This window comes from Blautia sp. An249, assembly GCF_002159835.1.
Taxonomy (GTDB): domain Bacteria; phylum Bacillota; class Clostridia; order Lachnospirales; family Lachnospiraceae; genus Blautia_A; species Blautia_A avistercoris.
Window position 1 is genome coordinate 56,981 of the sequence record NZ_NFJL01000009.1, and the last position, 15,688, is coordinate 72,668.

General features: G+C 45.7%; 17 protein-coding genes and 1 other annotated feature. Of the genes, 14 read left to right on the top strand and 3 right to left on the bottom strand.

All coding sequences use genetic code 11. From position 1 onward, the window contains the following. The first annotated feature begins 66 nt into the window (after positions 1–66). From B5F53_RS09945 to B5F53_RS09970, 6 genes are all read left to right on the top strand, one after another. Positions 67–417 carry a MerR family transcriptional regulator gene (locus tag B5F53_RS09945; RefSeq protein WP_087222905.1) on the top strand — a complete coding sequence of 117 codons (351 nt, stop codon included), beginning with the start codon at positions 67–69 and terminating at the stop codon, positions 415–417. A gap of 25 nt (positions 418–442) precedes the next feature. Further along, positions 443–1,150 (top strand): DUF4405 domain-containing protein, encoded by a 708-nt coding sequence (locus tag B5F53_RS09950; protein ID WP_087222907.1) that lies wholly within the window; start codon positions 443–445, stop codon positions 1,148–1,150. Continuing rightward, the gene (locus B5F53_RS09955) at positions 1,147–1,854 is read left to right on the top strand and encodes a flavodoxin (protein ID WP_204246926.1); all 708 of its coding nucleotides are present in this window, start codon (positions 1,147–1,149) and stop codon (positions 1,852–1,854) included. Before B5F53_RS09950 ends, B5F53_RS09955 begins: the two co-directional genes overlap by 4 nt. Positions 1,855–1,913: 59 nt before the next feature. Continuing rightward, complete coding sequence (locus B5F53_RS09960) at positions 1,914–2,384, top strand: pyridoxamine 5'-phosphate oxidase family protein (protein ID WP_087222909.1); 471 nt, start codon at positions 1,914–1,916, stop codon at positions 2,382–2,384. Positions 2,385–2,482: 98 nt separating this feature from the next. After that, positions 2,483–3,193, top strand: coding sequence for an AzlC family ABC transporter permease (locus B5F53_RS09965; protein ID WP_087222911.1), 711 nt, complete (start codon positions 2,483–2,485; stop codon positions 3,191–3,193). Next, entirely contained in the window at positions 3,190–3,516 is a 327-nt protein-coding gene (locus tag B5F53_RS09970; RefSeq protein ID WP_087222913.1) for a branched-chain amino acid transporter permease, read from the top strand. The genes B5F53_RS09965 and B5F53_RS09970 overlap by 4 nt, the downstream gene beginning before the upstream one ends. 52 nt (positions 3,517–3,568) lie before the next feature. Here B5F53_RS09970 and ilvN read toward each other — a convergent pair whose 3' ends face one another. Both ilvN and ilvB read right to left on the bottom strand, forming a co-directional pair. Next, positions 3,569–4,078, bottom strand: coding sequence for an acetolactate synthase small subunit (ilvN, locus tag B5F53_RS09975; RefSeq protein ID WP_087222915.1), 510 nt, complete (start codon positions 4,076–4,078; stop codon positions 3,569–3,571). Between the two features lie 16 nt (positions 4,079–4,094). Then, complete coding sequence (gene ilvB / locus B5F53_RS09980) at positions 4,095–5,813, bottom strand: biosynthetic-type acetolactate synthase large subunit (RefSeq protein WP_087222917.1); 1,719 nt, start codon at positions 5,811–5,813, stop codon at positions 4,095–4,097. A gap of 51 nt (positions 5,814–5,864) precedes the next feature. After that, positions 5,865–6,103, bottom strand: a binding site (T-box leader). 189 nt (positions 6,104–6,292) lie between these two features. On the opposite strand from ilvB, the gene B5F53_RS09985 reads away from it, so the two are divergent. The 3 genes from B5F53_RS09985 (at position 6,293) to B5F53_RS09995 (ending at position 7,989) form a co-directional block, all read left to right on the top strand. Then, on the top strand, positions 6,293–6,598 hold the full coding sequence (locus B5F53_RS09985) for a DUF6465 family protein (protein ID WP_087222919.1): 306 nt from the start codon (positions 6,293–6,295) through the stop codon (positions 6,596–6,598). Between the two features lie 121 nt (positions 6,599–6,719). Beyond that, a complete protein-coding gene (locus tag B5F53_RS09990) occupies positions 6,720–6,962 on the top strand; it encodes a hypothetical protein (RefSeq protein WP_087222921.1) in 243 nt (80 codons plus the stop codon). Between the two features lie 22 nt (positions 6,963–6,984). Continuing rightward, positions 6,985–7,989: a LarC family nickel insertion protein gene (locus tag B5F53_RS09995; protein ID WP_087222923.1), complete on the top strand. Its 1,005-nt coding sequence runs from the start codon at positions 6,985–6,987 to the stop codon at positions 7,987–7,989. 24 nt (positions 7,990–8,013) lie between these two features. Here the strand turns inward: B5F53_RS09995 and B5F53_RS10000 are convergent, their stop codons facing one another. After that, complete coding sequence (locus B5F53_RS10000; protein ID WP_087222925.1) at positions 8,014–8,958, bottom strand: LysR family transcriptional regulator; 945 nt, start codon at positions 8,956–8,958, stop codon at positions 8,014–8,016. Between the two features lie 247 nt (positions 8,959–9,205). Here B5F53_RS10000 and B5F53_RS10005 point away from each other — a divergent pair, with 247 nt between their 5' ends. Genes B5F53_RS10005 through B5F53_RS10025 form a run of 5 tightly spaced genes read left to right on the top strand, consistent with a single transcriptional unit; the run spans position 9,206 to position 15,664 of the window. Next, positions 9,206–9,976: an SDR family NAD(P)-dependent oxidoreductase gene (locus tag B5F53_RS10005; RefSeq protein ID WP_087222927.1), complete on the top strand. Its 771-nt coding sequence runs from the start codon at positions 9,206–9,208 to the stop codon at positions 9,974–9,976. A gap of 52 nt (positions 9,977–10,028) precedes the next feature. Beyond that, complete coding sequence (locus B5F53_RS10010) at positions 10,029–11,141, top strand: C45 family autoproteolytic acyltransferase/hydolase (protein ID WP_087222929.1); 1,113 nt, start codon at positions 10,029–10,031, stop codon at positions 11,139–11,141. 10 nt (positions 11,142–11,151) lie between these two features. Beyond that, positions 11,152–12,534, top strand: coding sequence for a phenylacetate--CoA ligase family protein (locus B5F53_RS10015; protein WP_087222931.1), 1,383 nt, complete (start codon positions 11,152–11,154; stop codon positions 12,532–12,534). Next, positions 12,512–13,270, top strand: a complete 759-nt coding sequence (locus B5F53_RS10020) for an ABC transporter ATP-binding protein (protein ID WP_087222934.1) — start codon at positions 12,512–12,514, stop codon at positions 13,268–13,270. Before B5F53_RS10015 ends, B5F53_RS10020 begins: the two co-directional genes overlap by 23 nt. A gap of 15 nt (positions 13,271–13,285) precedes the next feature. Beyond that, positions 13,286–15,664, top strand: coding sequence for an ABC transporter permease (locus tag B5F53_RS10025; RefSeq protein WP_087222936.1), 2,379 nt, complete (start codon positions 13,286–13,288; stop codon positions 15,662–15,664). The last annotated feature ends 24 nt before the right edge of the window (positions 15,665–15,688 follow it).

A 15,688-nucleotide genomic window follows, 5' to 3' on the forward strand; every position in this document is an offset into this window, starting at 1 on the left:
AGGTGTTCCGGAAAGGGACACCTTTATTTTGGTGAAAAATTTTAAAGGGAGGGGTGAGGTGAGAAGATGACCATCGAAGAAGCGGGCAGGCGTTATGAGATCCCTATGGAAATCATCAGAGAATATGAGGACTTGAAACTATGCAGTCAGAGAAAGTCGGATAGGAGAGAGGGACAGTATGAGGAGGAGGATATTAAACGTCTGAGTATGATTATGACACTGCACGATGCGGGATTTACAGAGGAAAACGTGGAATCTTATATGAGACTGCTCCAGGAAGGAGAACATACCCGGGAAGAGCGTCTGGAAATGATTAACAGACACCGGAGTGAAACTTTGCATGAAATTCATTTTAAGCAGAACCAGTTGGATCGTCTGGATTATCTCCGGTATATAATACAGAAAAAATGCACTTAGAAGGATTACGAAAGGAGAGGCCTTTATGAGAACTCGGTATGTGAAAACAGGGATTGACATTTTGATGACGGCCGGGCTTTTGCTGCTTATGGGATACCAGATATGGGGAGAAGAGGCTCATGAATGGATTGGAACAGGAATGCTGGTTTTGTTTCTGGCTCATCATATTTTAAACCGAAGCTTTTATAAAAACCTGACAAAGGGAAGATATACTCCCGGCCGGATAGTTCTGATTCTTATTGATACACTGCTGCTTGTGGCAATGGCCGCTCAGATGTACAGCGGAATTGTCATGTCCCGCCATGTATTCGCCTTTTTGCCTTTTGGCAAAGGAATGGCTCTGGCCAGACGGCTGCATATTCTGGGGGCTTACTGGGGATTCCTTCTGATGAGTGTCCATCTGGGCCTGCACTGGAATATGTTTTTAAACATGACAAAGAAAAAGCTCTCTTTTACAGAAAAAGCGAAACGTTTCTCCGGTCTGCCTTTTCTTTTGGGAGTATTTATTTCCCTGTACGGAGTCTGGGTATTTCTAAAGCGGGACTTCCCTCTTTATTTGTTTTTACAGTCAGAGTTTGTTTTTCTGGATTACGGGGAACCGTTTTGGGCGTATTATCTGGATTATCTCTGCCTGATGGGGCTGTGGATTTTTGTGGCTCACTATCTTACAAAATTTTTAAAGAAACCCAGAAAAAATAAGAATAAAAACAGGAAAAAGGAGACTGGTTTATGAGAAAATTAATTGGAATAGGCATGATTGTTATTTTGCTTGCGGCTTTGACAGCCTGTAAAGAGGAGGAGAGTTCCGGAAAAGAAAGTTTTGCGGCGCCTTCGGTTACCCCGCAGACATCTGAACAGGATTCCGCCACAAGTCAGTCCCTGGATCAGGGGAAAGTTTTAGTGGCTTATTTTTCCTGGGCAGATAATGCGGTTTTAGATGAGGATGTGGATGCAGTAGCCTCTCCCAGTGTGGTTTCCCCGGGAAATGTACAGGAACTGGCAGGATGGGTACAGGAAGAAACAGGCGGGGACTTGTTTTCCATTCGTGTAACGGAACCGTATCCCAGCGACTGGGATGCCTGTCTGGATCGGGCCAACCAGGAACGGGGAGAAAATGCCCGGCCAAAGCTGACGGAACAAGTGGAAAATCTGGAAGACTACGATATTGTGTTTTTAGGCTTTCCAAACTGGTGGTACGGAGCGCCTATGGCAGTCCTCTCTTTTCTGGAAGAGAATGATTTATCAGGAAAACAGATCTATCTTTTCTGTTCTCACGGAACAGGAGGGCTTGCCAATAGCGTGGAGGATATAAAAGGAGTGGTTCCCGACGGGAAGTTTTCCGATGACATTTTCGATTGCTATGAAGAGGATGCATCCGGATCACAGCAGGCAATACAGGACTGGGTGAAGGAGCTGCAGGTGCCAGGGCTTTCTTGACTTTTTGGGTTTCCCATACTAAGATGACAGTACGGATTTTACGGTAAGGGAGAAGGAATATGAGACGAAAAGACAGAGAAGTAAAAGATGAAGAGAAAATGCTGGAGATTTTAAAATCCTGCGACTGCTGCAGACTGGGATTTATGGAGGAAGAAGGAGCATATATTGTCCCGCTCAATTTTGGCTGTGAAAAGACAAAAGAGGGCCTGGTTCTTTATTTCCACAGTGCCAAAGCAGGAAAGAAAATGGAGCTGCTGAAGAGTCAGGACAGGGTAAGCTTTGAAATGGATACAAGACATGAGCTGACACAGGGAAATGCTGCCTGTGAATATTCTTACCTGTATCAGTGCATTATGGGAAAAGGCAGGATCCGAATCCTTGAGAATTATGAAGAGAAAGTACATGGACTGCAGAAAGTGATGGAACATTATTCTTCCGGAGATTCCTGGGAATTTCCAGAGAAAATGGTATCTGCTGTGGCCGTGCTGAAACTGGAAGTGACAAAATGGTCCTGTAAAGAGCATGTCTGAGAAGAAAGAAGTATTGTCAATTGGGAAATGTGGAGGTATAATAAATCCGTCTGCCGGATTTTCGGCAGACAGTAAATGTTTATTTGAGGAGGGGAATTATGGCGACGAAAAGAAAAGTCATAAGTAAGGCCTTTCGCTGCGCATTTCCTTATACCATACCGATTTTTGCAGGATTTTGGTTCCTTGGATTAACTTATGGAATTTATATGAATGTTTCCGGATTCAGTTTCTGGTATCCAATGCTTATGAGCCTTACCATTTTTGCAGGTTCCATGGAGTTTGTAACGGTGAATATGCTTTTGGGAGCTTTTAATCCCCTGCAGGCCTTTACTATGACGCTGATGATTAATGCGAGACATTTATTTTACGGAATTTCCATGTTGGATAAATTCAGAGGACTGGGTCTGAAAAAAATGTATTTGATTTTTGGGATGTGCGATGAAAGTTTTTCCATTAATTACACGGCAGACATTCCAGAGGATGTGGATCGGGGATGGTTTATGATTTTTGTTACCCTGTTAAACCATTTCTACTGGTTTTCCGGCTCCACTTTGGGAGGAATTTTCGGTTCATTCATTGAATTTAATACAGAAGGACTGGACTTTGTTATGACAGCCATGTTTGTGGTGATTTTTATGGAGCAATGGCTCAAAGAGAAGAATCACTTCAGCTCGCTGGCAGGACTTGCCATTTCGCTGCTTTGTCTGGCGGCGTTTGGAGCGGATAATTTCATTATTCCATCGATGCTTGCGATTCTTGTTGTTTTAACATTCCTGAGAAAGCCGTTGGAGAAAGGAGTGGAGATATGACATTAACGCAGCAGATACTTACTGTCGGGCTGGTGGTTTTAGGTACAGTCCTGACCAGGTTTCTTCCATTTCTGGTTTTTCCGGCGGGAAAGCCCACGCCCAAATACATACAATATCTGGGGAAGGTATTGCCTTCCGCTGTGTTTGGACTTCTGATTATTTACTGTCTGAAAAATGTAAGTATTTTTACAGGAAGCCATGCAGTGCCGGAGCTTCTTTCCATCGCAGTGGTGATTGCACTCCATCTGTGGAAAAGACAGATGCTTCTTTCCATTGCGGGAGGAACTGTTTTTTACATGCTGCTGGTGCAGTTCGTTTTTTAAAAAACACAAAACAAACGGAACCGGGAGCGTCTGCTCACCGGTTCCTGTACGTTTACCGTTCCATCATGCTTATGGATTCAATGCCTACGCTTCCTCCGCGCACTACCTCAATGGTCTTAAATTCTTCCTTAATCAGTTTAATTACCGCGTCGTTTTTGGTAGCAGTCTGGACGAATTCAATCAGCAGACTGTCATGTCCGTAGTCAATTACCTTTGCCTTAAAGGTTTCCGCTATCTGGAATAAAACCACCTTATCTTCAGGGGTACATTTTTTTACTTTAATATACAGAATCTCCTTCATACGGACAAAAATATCCGTAAAATCGATGACTTTAATGACTTCCACCATCCGGTTAAGCTGCTTTTTTATCTGTTCAAAAGTTTCGTCGTCACTGACGGTGGCAATCGTCATCCGGGATACTGTGGGATCTTCTGTTGTGCCTACAGTCAGACTGTCCAGATTATAAGATTTTCCTGAAAAAAGTCCGGAAATTTTTGATAAAACACCGACCTGATTTTCCACATAAAGTGAAATCCATCTTTTCTTCATTCCCTTATCCATAACTGTTTCCCTCCTTTTAACAATCCATAATCATATCTTCTAAGGTTCCGCCTGGCTGAATCATAGGATAAACCATTTCTTCCGGATCAATGATGAATTCAATTAATGTGGGTGTTTTCCTGTTCTGTTTTGCAGCTTCAAAGGCAGGGGCAATCTCTTCTTTTTTCGTTACCCGGATCCCTTTGGCTCCATAGCTTTCTGCAAGTTTTACAAAATCGGGCGTATATTCCGGATATTCTTCTCCGTCTGTACGGCGGGAGAGAGCTCCGGCTCTTAAGTTTGTCATGCTGTAGCGTTTTCCATAGAACAGTTTCTGCCACTGGCGGACCATTCCCAGGTATTCGTTATTAAATATACAGGTGATAACAGGCAGTTCCTCCAGTACTGCAGTGGCAAATTCCTGAATATTCATCTGCATTCCTCCGTCACCGGAAATGGAGATGACCGTTTTATCCGGATTTCCGATTTGAGCGCCGATGGCTCCCGGAAGTCCATATCCCATGGTGCCCAGTCCGCCGGACATAACAAGCTGCTTGTTTTCCGTAATTTCTGCATACTGGGTAATTAACATCTGATGCTGACCCACGTCTGTAACCAGAATGGCATCCTGGAACTGACGGTTCATTTCTTCAATAATATCCAGAGGGCTCATGAAGGGGCGGGGAGCCATAGTCAGTGGATGTTCTTCTTTCCAGGAACGGATTTGTTTCACCCATTCCTGAGTGGAACAGGGTTCCACATATTCTGCCATTTTCGTAATGGCCTCTTTGGCATCGGCAACAATCGGTATATCTACGTGAATGTTCCGGGAGATAGACGCCGTATCAATATCAATGTGTACGATCTGTGCATGAGGTGCGAATTCATGAAGTTTGCCTGTAATACGATCGTTGAATCTGGTTCCGATGGAAAACAGCAGATCACAGTTGCTTACCGCCATATTGGCCGCATAGGAACCATGCATTCCCACATTACCCATAAATAACGGATGGTTGGTGGAAACAGCTCCCCGTCCCATAATGGTTGTAATAACAGGAACCTGAGTTTTTTCTACTACCTGTGTGAAAATTTTATTGGCGCGGGCAATATTAACGCCGCCTCCGGCAAGGAACAGAGGTTTTTTTGCTTTTTTCAGAAGTTTCAGGGACTTTTTCAACTGGCCGATATGTACGCTGGTATTCGGTTTGTATCCGCGGATATTGACGTTTTTCGGATAGTCGGCGCTTCCCAGTTCAGACATTACGTCTTTCGGTAAATCCACCAGAACCGGGCCGGGTCTTCCGGTACGGGCAATATAGAAAGCCTCTTTAATAATACGGCCTAAATCGGCGCGGTTGCGGACCGTGATTCCGTATTTGGTAATGCTCCTTGTAATGCCTACAATGTCTACTTCCTGAAAGGCGTCATTTCCGATTAAATGACGGGCAACCTGACCGGTGAAACAGACAAGGGGAACACTGTCGTAATTGGCAGTGGCAAGACCGGTAACCAGATTGGTGGCTCCGGGGCCGCTGGTAACCAGACAGACGCCCACTTTTCCCGTGGTCCTGGCATAGGCATCGGCTTCGTGAACCAGAGCCTGTTCATGTCTTGGCAGTACGATGTCAATGGTATTCTGTTTATAAAGTTCATCGCTCAGATCAATGGTGCAGGCTCCCGGATAGCCGAAGAGAACCTCCACTCCTTCTTCTTTTAAAGCTTTCACAAGCAGTTTGTTTCCAGAAATGTGTTTCATAAAATGACGCCTCCTTCTACATATAAAATAAAAACGTCCTAAGCAATTGCTGCTTAGGACGAATAAATCCGTGGTACCACCTAACTTCAGAAAAAATTTCTGCACTCTGTCAATACAATACATATTGCTTCCCTGTAACGTGGGAATGACGTTGAAGTCTACTTAAGGTAAACACCTTGTTCGGTTCACTGCTCCAAGGCTACTTCCATAATCCTGTCACAAAGATTTGCACCGGCCATCTTCTCTCTGGAGATCCAGAACTATGTACTCCTCCTTTTCCCTGCATTTCACGTATAAAATTAAAGTTACGTCTATTATAGGTGGTCGGCTTTTCTTTGTCAACGTTTATTTTTTAAGAGTAGAAGTTGGAAGGATAGACTTGTGAATAAATTCAGGGATGTGCTATAATAAAGTGCGAGATGCCCAAGAAAATTCTGAAAAATCAGCGGCGTCGAAAGAAAGGAAAGAAGTGAACAATTATGGCAAACAGAAGAATGAACAAGAAAATGGCAAAAAGAAAAGAAACAGAGACAGAGACAAAGAAAGCCATGGTATGTGAAAAAGAGGAACCAAAGAAAAGCGCTCAGATGAACGTGCTTTTGCAATACCAGGGGAAGGAAACCAGAGAAGAAGACCTGTTTGAAAAAGTGAAAAAATGGTGGGTCGATCAGGGAAATACAGAAGAAAGCCTGGAAAATGCAGACATTTATATAAAGCCGGAGGACGGCAAAGCTTATTTTATTATTAATAAAAAGACAGAAGGCAACGTAGAATTATTTTCATAAATAAATGTAAGCCCCTTCTTTTTTGCTAAATTTTACATGAATTTAGCAGAAGGCCGCTCTGTTTTTAACATTTGACGGATATGTTTATATCAGAAAACAGAATGGTTACAGGAGGTGCAAAATGAATACTATATGGAATCTGACAAACCGTATCTATCATGGAAAACATTTAGTGGGTGCATTTCTGGCGATAAACAGTATTTGCTGGATAGCGGGCGTTTTTCTGTTGGAGATCCTGGTCAGCCTGCTTACAGGCGTCGCACTGGGAACCGTATTTGCCAGAATTATCTACTCTGCCATACTGGCAGGAGCAGTTATCGGGGTATTTGGAGGTTTAGTCCACCTGATGCGAACAGATCTGTGAAAGAGGAAACAGGGAGAGCAGCATGGAGAGTTTATATATTGACTGCAGGCAGGGGATTCGGGATGAGGAATTCATACAGGCTTTGCTGGAGCTGGGAGGAAATGCAGGATGCGTCGGAAAGCTTCTGGATGATTCCTTTGAGAAAACATTTGATACAGAAAAAGCAACAGAAATTGTAACGAATTCGCATATGACCGGAAAAGGGAAAGGACTTGCAAAAAAAAGTATTGAGATTTTAGGAAATGTAAGAAAACATATGGGAATGGAGCAAAAGGTTCAGAGAGATGAACTGGAAACAGCAGCGTCTGTCTCTGAACTAATCTGCAGTCTGAAACCATCTGAAGTATTCAGAAGCGGGATTCCTGTGGGGCTCCGGGAGGATTCAGCGCCGGGAGAACTCTGTGAAATAGCCGAAAGATACCGTTTTCAGGTCTTTTTTACAAGCCAAAAGGCAGCAGTTTCACCTGTAGCTCTGGCAGTTTTAGCAGCCGTTACAGAAGAAACCCGGGACAGTGAGACTTTTTTAATAAAAAGAATCGGATATGGAAACCGGAAAGAGCGGGGGGTTAGAATATTTCAAATCCGCTCAGAGACAGGACAAGAGGAGCCGGTCTATAAGCTGGAAAGCAATATTGACGACTGCAGCGGAGAGGCTCTGGGATATGTGATGGAAAGACTGCTGGCAGCAGGGGCAAGGGATGTGAATTATATTCCTGTTTATATGAAAAAGAACCGGCCTGCCTATCAGTTGAATGTACTGTGCGATGCAGATAAAGTCTCTCAGATGGAAAGCATTATCTTCGCAGAGACTACCACCATTGGAATCCGTAAGATGAAGGTGGAGAGAACGGTATTGAAAAGAGAAATAAAAAAGGCAGATACTCCCTATGGGCAGGTACGGGTGAAAGTCTGCCGGCTTGCGGAAGGGGAAAAATGCTACCCGGAATACGAGGATGTGGCAGCTTTGAGCCGGAAACTGAACCGGCCTTTTATTCAGGTTTATCAGGATATTTTAAAAGAGTTGTAAGTAGTTAAGGAGCCGAAAGGCTCCTTAATTTGTTATATCCGCCTGCACGCTTTGTTTTGGTGTATCTGCCATTGTTTCAGTTAAACCAAAAGATTCTTTGAGAATTTGGAGAAATTTCTCTGCCGGTTTTGAGAACATTTGATATTTCTTCCATACAATATTCATTTTGACTTTCAGGTTCGGTTCAAGAGACCGGAAACAGAGGGTACTGTTGCCGGAAGTGTTGATGATCTTATCCAGACCAATCGCATAACCAAGCCCTTCATCTACAAGCAGGGACGCATTAAAGATCAGGTTATAAGTAGCAATAATATTCAACTTATCTGGCTCGCGACCAAGCCACTGAGTGAGAGTACCTCCCCGCGCTTCCTGTTGGGAAAGGATTAGAGGCTTGGTTCGCAGATCTTTTGGAGTTATATACTCTTTTTGTGCAAGCTCGGAATCTTTCCTCATCAGAACCCCCCATGTGTCGAAATATGGAGTGTCCAAAGCATTATATTTGGTTAAATCCAGATCACCGAAGATAAGTCCAAAGTCGATGAGACCTTTGTCCAGATGTTCAAATACAAAATCCGCGTTTCCACTGAAAATATGGTAGTGGATACCGGGATATTTGTTCTGTAAAAGATGTGCAGCTTTTGCAATCAGACGGATCCCGTCAGTCTCACCGGTCCCGATATAGATATCTCCTACAAGAATACCATCATTCATGGTAATTTCCTGTTCTGTACGGCTGACTAGATCAAGAATTTCCTCCGCACGCTTTTTTAAAATCATCCCTTCTTCCGTCAGTGTAACCTTTCGGGTACCGCGCGTCCCGCGGATAAAAAGCTGCTTTCCAAGTTCCTCCTCCAGATTTTTGATCTGAGTAGAAAGAGTGGGCTGTGAAAGATGAAGAGACTCAGCGGCATGAACAATACTTTGCTCCCTTGCGATAGCGAGAAAATAGGTAAGGACACGCAGATCCATAGTGATTCCTCCATTTCTTTTTCTTGTATTATAACGGAAATAGTAAAAGAAAACAAGAAATGAAATAGTTTTTTTTTATAGAAGTGTATATGATATAAGTATTTGATATATTAATAAGCCGGGGATAGAATAAAGATGAACAAAAAAGAGGCTAATCCACACTACCATGACAGGCGGGTATAAGCTATTGAGGAAGAAGATATAGAGCCCATTTTAAATCAGAGTATGTAAGAGGAGGAAAAGGAAAATGGATACAAAAATGTTAGAAGGAAAAACAGCGATCATCACAGGTGCAAGTTATGGTATGGGACAGACCATGGCGGAACTCTTTGCGAAGGAAGGTGCAAATGTCGTCCTTACGGCCAGAGGACATGATAAGCTCGATGAGGCAGTAGAGCGTATCCGTGCAAAGGGTGGAAATGCAATAGGAGTTATAGCAGATGTGTGCTCCACGGAAGATACAAGAAAGGTTATGGATGCAGCATTAAAGGAATTCGGGGATCTGGATATTCTGATTAATAATGCGGGAATCGGGGAGCAGAAATTGATTGACGAGACAGAAGATGACTGGATGCGATTTGTTATGGATACGAACTTAGGAGGGCCTATGAGATACATCCGGGAAGCGCTGAAAATTTTTCTTCCGAAAAATGATGGTGTGATCATCAATATCTCATCAGTGAACGGGATAAGGCCATTTTGCGGAGCGACGTATACATCTACGAAAGGGGCGCTAAACACTCTGACGAAAAATGTAGCTATGCGTCTTGTAGATACCAATATCCGCTGCAATGCAGTGGCACCGGGAGCGACAGTAACGCCGGCGCATCTGGCAAATAAGGCGGGGGAGCAGCCGGGAGGAGCAAAGATGCTGGAATACAGCGGTCATTATGTCTATTTCCCCGGACCGGAGTGCGCTCCCATGGATCAGGCATATGCGTGTCTTTATCTTGCAAGCAAAATGGGACGGGCCGTACGCGGACAGGTGCTGCAGGTATGTAATGGGGCGTTTTTGTAAGATAGCCTCTTGTCCACCGAGTGTCATATATCAAGAGAAAGGACAGGACAACATGAAAAAAAGACAATATATCCTTTCCCTGACAGTTCTTGCAGCAGCCGGGCTTCTGATCACCGGATGCAGCCGTGCAGGCAGAGGAGAAGAAAATGGAATACAGGGAGAAGCGGGTATGACGCATCAGACGGAGGAGCTGGGCAGCACGTTTATCACTCCTACAGAAGATATTACAGAACTGGAGGAAGGACTCTCCATCGTGCGCTATGAAGGGGATTACGGATTTGACGGATTTCTGGAGCAGGGCGGCGCAGATTCCGACGCAGGAGTCGTATCGTATGTCAGTGAGCGGATCATGGGCAATCTTCCGGGACTGATCTTCGGCGGGGATCCATTTGGCTGCAGTACCCTGTCCGTACAGGGAGCAGACGGTGGATATCTATTCGGAAGGAACTTCGACTGGGACACCTGTAACGGGCTGATCATCAGCGCGAGACCGGAGAATGGATATGCGTCTGTTTCCACAGTGAATAGGGACTTTATACAGGCGGGAGGCGTAGATATCTCCAAACTGCCGGACCGCATGCAGGCGGCGGTTGGGCTTTATGCGCCTCTTGATGGTATGAATGAGGAAGGGCTGGCTGTTTCTGTAAACATGATCCAGGATTCGGAAACAATTAACCAGAATACAGGGAAACCGGATCTGACTACCACAACAGCGGTACGGCTGCTTCTTGACCGGGCGGCAGATGTGAATGAAGCAGTGGAGCTTCTTGGACAGTATGACCTGCATGCTTCTATGAACATGATGATTCATTTCGCATTGTCCGACGCTTCCGGAAGAAGCGTCGTAGTGGAATATGTGGATAACGAGATGACAGTGACCAAGACACAGGTGGTAACAAACTTCTATCTGACAGAAGGAGAAAAATACGGTATCGGCACTTCCCAGTCCCATGAGAGATACGACATCCTGCAGCAGACACTTGCCGGACAGGAAAGCATGACAGAAGCTGAGGTCAGAGACGCATTAGACAGTGTAAGCAAGGATAACTTCACTGATGAGTTCGCCTCTACGGAGTGGAGCATTGTCATGAATCAGGAAACAAAGGAGCTGACTTATTTTCACAGAGAAAACTACGAAAACGAATATACCGTTTCTGTAGAGTAAGGAGGAAAGCGTGAATTATCTGAACACACTGCTGGAATTAAACCGATTGAGGAAACAAGCAAAATTCAGCCCTGAGAGAATCAAGAAATTACAGGATCGGAAACTGAGAAGACTTCTGCATTATGCGTGGGAACATTCGGCGTATTACCGGAGGACATTCGAACTTGCCGGGATTACGGAAGACCAGCTTGACACACTGCCGCTGTCCTGTTTTCCCACAATGGATAAACAGGCTCTCCTCACACATTTTGATGAACTGATTACACTGCCTGAGGTGACGCAGGAAGAATTGAGAAAGTTCGATGAAGAGATCGAGGCAGACAGAAAACCTTATAACGGAAAGTATCATGTGGTCCATTCTTCCGGAAGCACAGGGAAACCGGGATATTTTGTATATGACGAAAATGCATGGAACAGTATGCTTATGGGGATTATCCGGGCAGCCTTGTGGAATATGACTATGCCGCAGATTTTAAAACTGCTTCTGAAACGGCCGAGAATTGTGTATATAGCGGCTACCGACGGAAGATACGGTGGAGCAATGGCCGTGGGAGACGGCATAGACGGAGTCGGGGCGAAGCAGATGTATCTGGATATTAAGACACCTTTGAATCAGTGGGTGGAAAAGTTATCTGAATTCCGTCCTAATATTGTGATCGGTTATCCTTCCGCTGTGAAGATCATGGCGGAGCTTGTGGAATGCGGGGAAGTAAAGGCAGATATAGAGAAGGTCATTTCCTGCGGAGAGCCTTTGGGCACGGGACTTCGGAATTATCTGGAACAGATATTTCATACAGAAGTGGTCAATGTCTATGGGGCAAGCGAGTCTCTTGCTTTGGGTGTGGAGATGGATCCGAAAGAGGGGATGATCCTTTTTGATGATCTGAATGTGATCGAGATGGAAAGCGGGGTCATGTATCTCACCTCTCTTTATAATTTCGCCCAGCCCCTGATCCGTTATCGTCTGTCAGACCATCTGACACTAAAAGCGGCGGATGAAACAGACCGATATCCTTTTACCAGAGCAGTAGGGCTTCTGGGAAGAAATGAAGATATCCTCTGGTTTGAGGATGGATCGGGACACCGGGAATTTTTACATCCTCTTGCTATCGAAGGATTTTGTATCGAAGGACTCAAAGATTATCAGTTCCGGCAGATCACGCAGGACTCCTTTGAGATGTATGCGGAAATTACAGCGGAAGCATCGAAAAGCATGATCCGCTCTGAAATGATGCGGCAGATGGGGCGTATCCTGGCAGAAAAACATTTAGATTATGTACAGTTCTATGTGAATTTTGTGGATGAGATCCTGCCGGATCCGAAAACCGGGAAGAAACCATTAATCCTTACAGAAGGAAAGGAAGAAAACCATGAATACAATCTTGCAGGGTAAAAAGATAAGCCGTATATTCCGGCAGGGATCCATGAGAAATACGGTACTTGATCAGGTGGATATCTCTATCTATGAAGGGGATTTCACAGTGATCATGGGTTCTTCCGGGGCAGGGAAATCGACACTCCTCTATGCCCTCAGCGGTATGGATCCTGTTTCCGGGGGAAAGGTCTTTTACAAGGATAGAGAGATCACTTCCTTAAAAGAGAAGCAGATGGCTAATCTGCGGGCAAAGGAATTCGGTTTCGTGTTCCAGCAGACCAATCTGGTGAGCAATCTTACCTTGTTTGAAAATGTGGCTGTGGCTGGTTATGTGGGAAAAAAGGGAAGTACGGAGGAAATACGGGACAGGGCTGGGAGACTGTTAAGGCAAATGAAAATTGACAAAGCACAGAACCGATTCCCCTCTCAGGTATCAGGCGGGGAAGCACAGCGGGCGGCGATCGCACGGGCGATGGTTGGGAACCCGGGTCTTTTGTTTGCTGATGAGCCTACTGGAGCGCTGAACCGGTCTAATACGACGGAAGTGCTGAATCTTCTGACAGATTTAAACTGTTCCGGTCAGAGTATCCTTATGGTCACCCACGACATGAGAGCAGCGGCAAGGGGAAACCGCATCCTGTATCTGGAGGACGGGAAAGTTCTGGATGAACTGAGGCTTCCGCCATACAGTGAGATCAGAGAGCAGAACAGAGAGAGCAAGGTGAGCGGCTGGCTGTCCGGGCTGCGGTGGTAAAAGGAGGCAAAAGCGTTGGAAAAGAATATTCTCTTTCGCAGAGGAATAAAGAGGCAAAAAGGGAGCCTTATCGGGATCAGTCTGCTGGTATTTTTCACAGTGCTTTCCCTGTTTACAGTTCTTGCTGTTTCCCTGAATGGAAATGCTTATATCCGAAGCGAGATGGAGCGTGCAGGCTTCGGTCAGCTTACGGCATGGGTATCTGATGTGCCGGATGTGGGAGACTTGCTGCAGGAAATATCCTCTCAGGAGGGAATTGGGGAGGTGCAGAGCCAGAATATTATTTTCTCCGAATATGAAGGGAATGGCATCGAGTCGGACAGCGAAGGACAACTGATCCTATGGCAGCCGGGTGAGACAAGATACCGCTTTCTGACTGATGATATGGGCGGTTACAGGCAGGCGCCGGAGGAGATCCGGCAGGGAGAGGTGTATGTCTCACCGTCCATGGTCTCCATCATGGATCTGCAGGTTGGGGATACCATTACCTTCCCTGTTGCGAGAGGAGGAATGAATGTAGACCTGACAGTTGCCGGCTACTATGAAGATCCGTTCATGGGCAGTTCGATGATTGGGATGAAAGGATTCCTTATCTCCGGGGCGGACTATGGACAGATCATAGAAACCGTGGAGCAGGAAGGGGCAGACGCCCTTGCCCGAAGCGGTGCGATGCTTCATATTTTTGTTCAGGCAGATGGAGAAGCTGAGATCGACCAGATCAATCAGCTTTTGAACAGCCAGACATCGCTCCCGGAATATACAGAGGAAATACACAGTGCCTATACGATCGGGAGTTTCATGATGATTCTGCAAAATGCATTCTGCGCGATCCTTGCGGCATTTGCATTGATCTTATTGCTGGTGGCAATGGTCGTTCTGGGGCACAGTATCTCAGGGATCGTGGAACAGGAACAAAAGAACATGGGAATCTTAAAGACATTGGGCGTGACCGGGCGTACACTGGTTTTGGTTCAGGAAATGGAATATCTGGTGGCAATTATTCTGGGGAGTATCATGGGAACCTTTGCAGTGATCCCATTTACTCGCGTGATATCTGCTATGACAGTTACAACTACCGGACTTCTCATCCCATCAGGGATCCCGGTGCTCCCGTGTCTGGGTGTGTTTTCGGTAATCCTGCTGTTGCTTGGAGGATATGCGGCGCTGCGGATGCAGAGGATCCTGCATATATCACCGATGGAAGCGATCTATGATGCATCGGTTTTTATGAGAAGCGAAAGCAGGAGAAAAGGAAAGGAAAAATCAGCATCTGTAAGCAGCGGCATACAGAAAAACGGGCTGGTATTCCATCTGGCGGTACGGCAGTTATTATCGGGAAGAAAAAGGTATCTAAGCGCCTGCCTTGTGGCCTGCTTCCTTGTCTTTTTTGCCTCCCTCGCGGGGCGTATGAACAGCTGGCTGGGAACGGACGGGCAGGGAATGATGGATGCTTTCAATCCGGCGGATCTGGATCTGGGAGTTCAGGCAATGGGGGAACTCAGCGAGGAAGAGATGGAAGCGGTGGTGCGCTCTTACAGCATGATCACGGACAGTTATGATCTGGCTATGCCCACGGTTTCTGTAAACGGAACGAACTATACGGCAAATGTGATCACAGAACCGGAACGCTTTCATATCAGCAGAGGAGAGGCTTGCATGGATCCGGACGAGGTGGTGCTGACAGAAGTCACTGCGGCAGATCTTGGCGTGGACGTAGGCAGTACCGTGATGATCCGGGGAGATACGGGAAGCAGAGAATACACTGTTTCCGGCATTTATCACTGTGCCAATGATATGGGCGCGAATCTGGGAATGAGCAGGAAAGGATATCTTTCCATCGGTCAGGATGAGCCAAGGATCTGGTGCCACCATTATTTTCTGGAAGATCCGTCCCGGAAGGAAGCAATTACAAGCGCTCTGGAGACAGCTTACGGCGGAGATGTCCATGTACACCAGAATACATGGCCGGGATTATCCGGGATCATTATGGCAATGCATCTGTCATTGGCGTTCATGTATGGAATGATCGCAGTATTTATTGCCATTGTTACCGTGATGGCAGGGAAAAAGATCCTCAATGCAGAGCAGAGAGATCTGGCGATCTACCGTTCCATGGGATGTTCCGCAGGAATGCTGCAGGTTTCATTTGCAATCCGGTTTGGAATCATCGCTTTTGCCGGAGCTGTGGCGGGAACCATTTGTGCCGCGGTTCTTACAGATCCTTTCGTATCAGCGGTGATGCGATTGGCAGGGATTAGTAATTTCGCATCCCATCCTGCGATCAGCAATCTTCTTGTGCCCGGCGCGGCAGTGACACTGCTCTTTTTTGCATCGGCATGGCTTCTGGCAGTGAAAATACGAAGAACCGATATGAATATGCTGACAGTGGAATGATACGAATCAGAACAAAGAAAGTGA

Coding starts and splice junctions, on each gene's coding strand:
- B5F53_RS09945 (WP_087222905.1), top strand. CDS start 67: ATGACCATCGAAGAAGCGGGCAGGCGTTATGAGATCCCTATGGAAATC.
- B5F53_RS09950 (WP_087222907.1), top strand. CDS start 443: ATGAGAACTCGGTATGTGAAAACAGGGATTGACATTTTGATGACGGCC.
- B5F53_RS09955 (WP_204246926.1), top strand. CDS start 1,147: ATGAGAAAATTAATTGGAATAGGCATGATTGTTATTTTGCTTGCGGCT.
- B5F53_RS09960 (WP_087222909.1), top strand. CDS start 1,914: ATGAGACGAAAAGACAGAGAAGTAAAAGATGAAGAGAAAATGCTGGAG.
- B5F53_RS09965 (WP_087222911.1), top strand. CDS start 2,483: ATGGCGACGAAAAGAAAAGTCATAAGTAAGGCCTTTCGCTGCGCATTT.
- B5F53_RS09970 (WP_087222913.1), top strand. CDS start 3,190: ATGACATTAACGCAGCAGATACTTACTGTCGGGCTGGTGGTTTTAGGT.
- ilvN (WP_087222915.1), bottom strand. CDS start 4,078: ATGGATAAGGGAATGAAGAAAAGATGGATTTCACTTTATGTGGAAAAT.
- ilvB (WP_087222917.1), bottom strand. CDS start 5,813: ATGAAACACATTTCTGGAAACAAACTGCTTGTGAAAGCTTTAAAAGAA.
- B5F53_RS09985 (WP_087222919.1), top strand. CDS start 6,293: ATGGCAAACAGAAGAATGAACAAGAAAATGGCAAAAAGAAAAGAAACA.
- B5F53_RS09990 (WP_087222921.1), top strand. CDS start 6,720: ATGAATACTATATGGAATCTGACAAACCGTATCTATCATGGAAAACAT.
- B5F53_RS09995 (WP_087222923.1), top strand. CDS start 6,985: ATGGAGAGTTTATATATTGACTGCAGGCAGGGGATTCGGGATGAGGAA.
- B5F53_RS10000 (WP_087222925.1), bottom strand. CDS start 8,958: ATGGATCTGCGTGTCCTTACCTATTTTCTCGCTATCGCAAGGGAGCAA.
- B5F53_RS10005 (WP_087222927.1), top strand. CDS start 9,206: ATGGATACAAAAATGTTAGAAGGAAAAACAGCGATCATCACAGGTGCA.
- B5F53_RS10010 (WP_087222929.1), top strand. CDS start 10,029: ATGAAAAAAAGACAATATATCCTTTCCCTGACAGTTCTTGCAGCAGCC.
- B5F53_RS10020 (WP_087222934.1), top strand. CDS start 12,512: ATGAATACAATCTTGCAGGGTAAAAAGATAAGCCGTATATTCCGGCAG.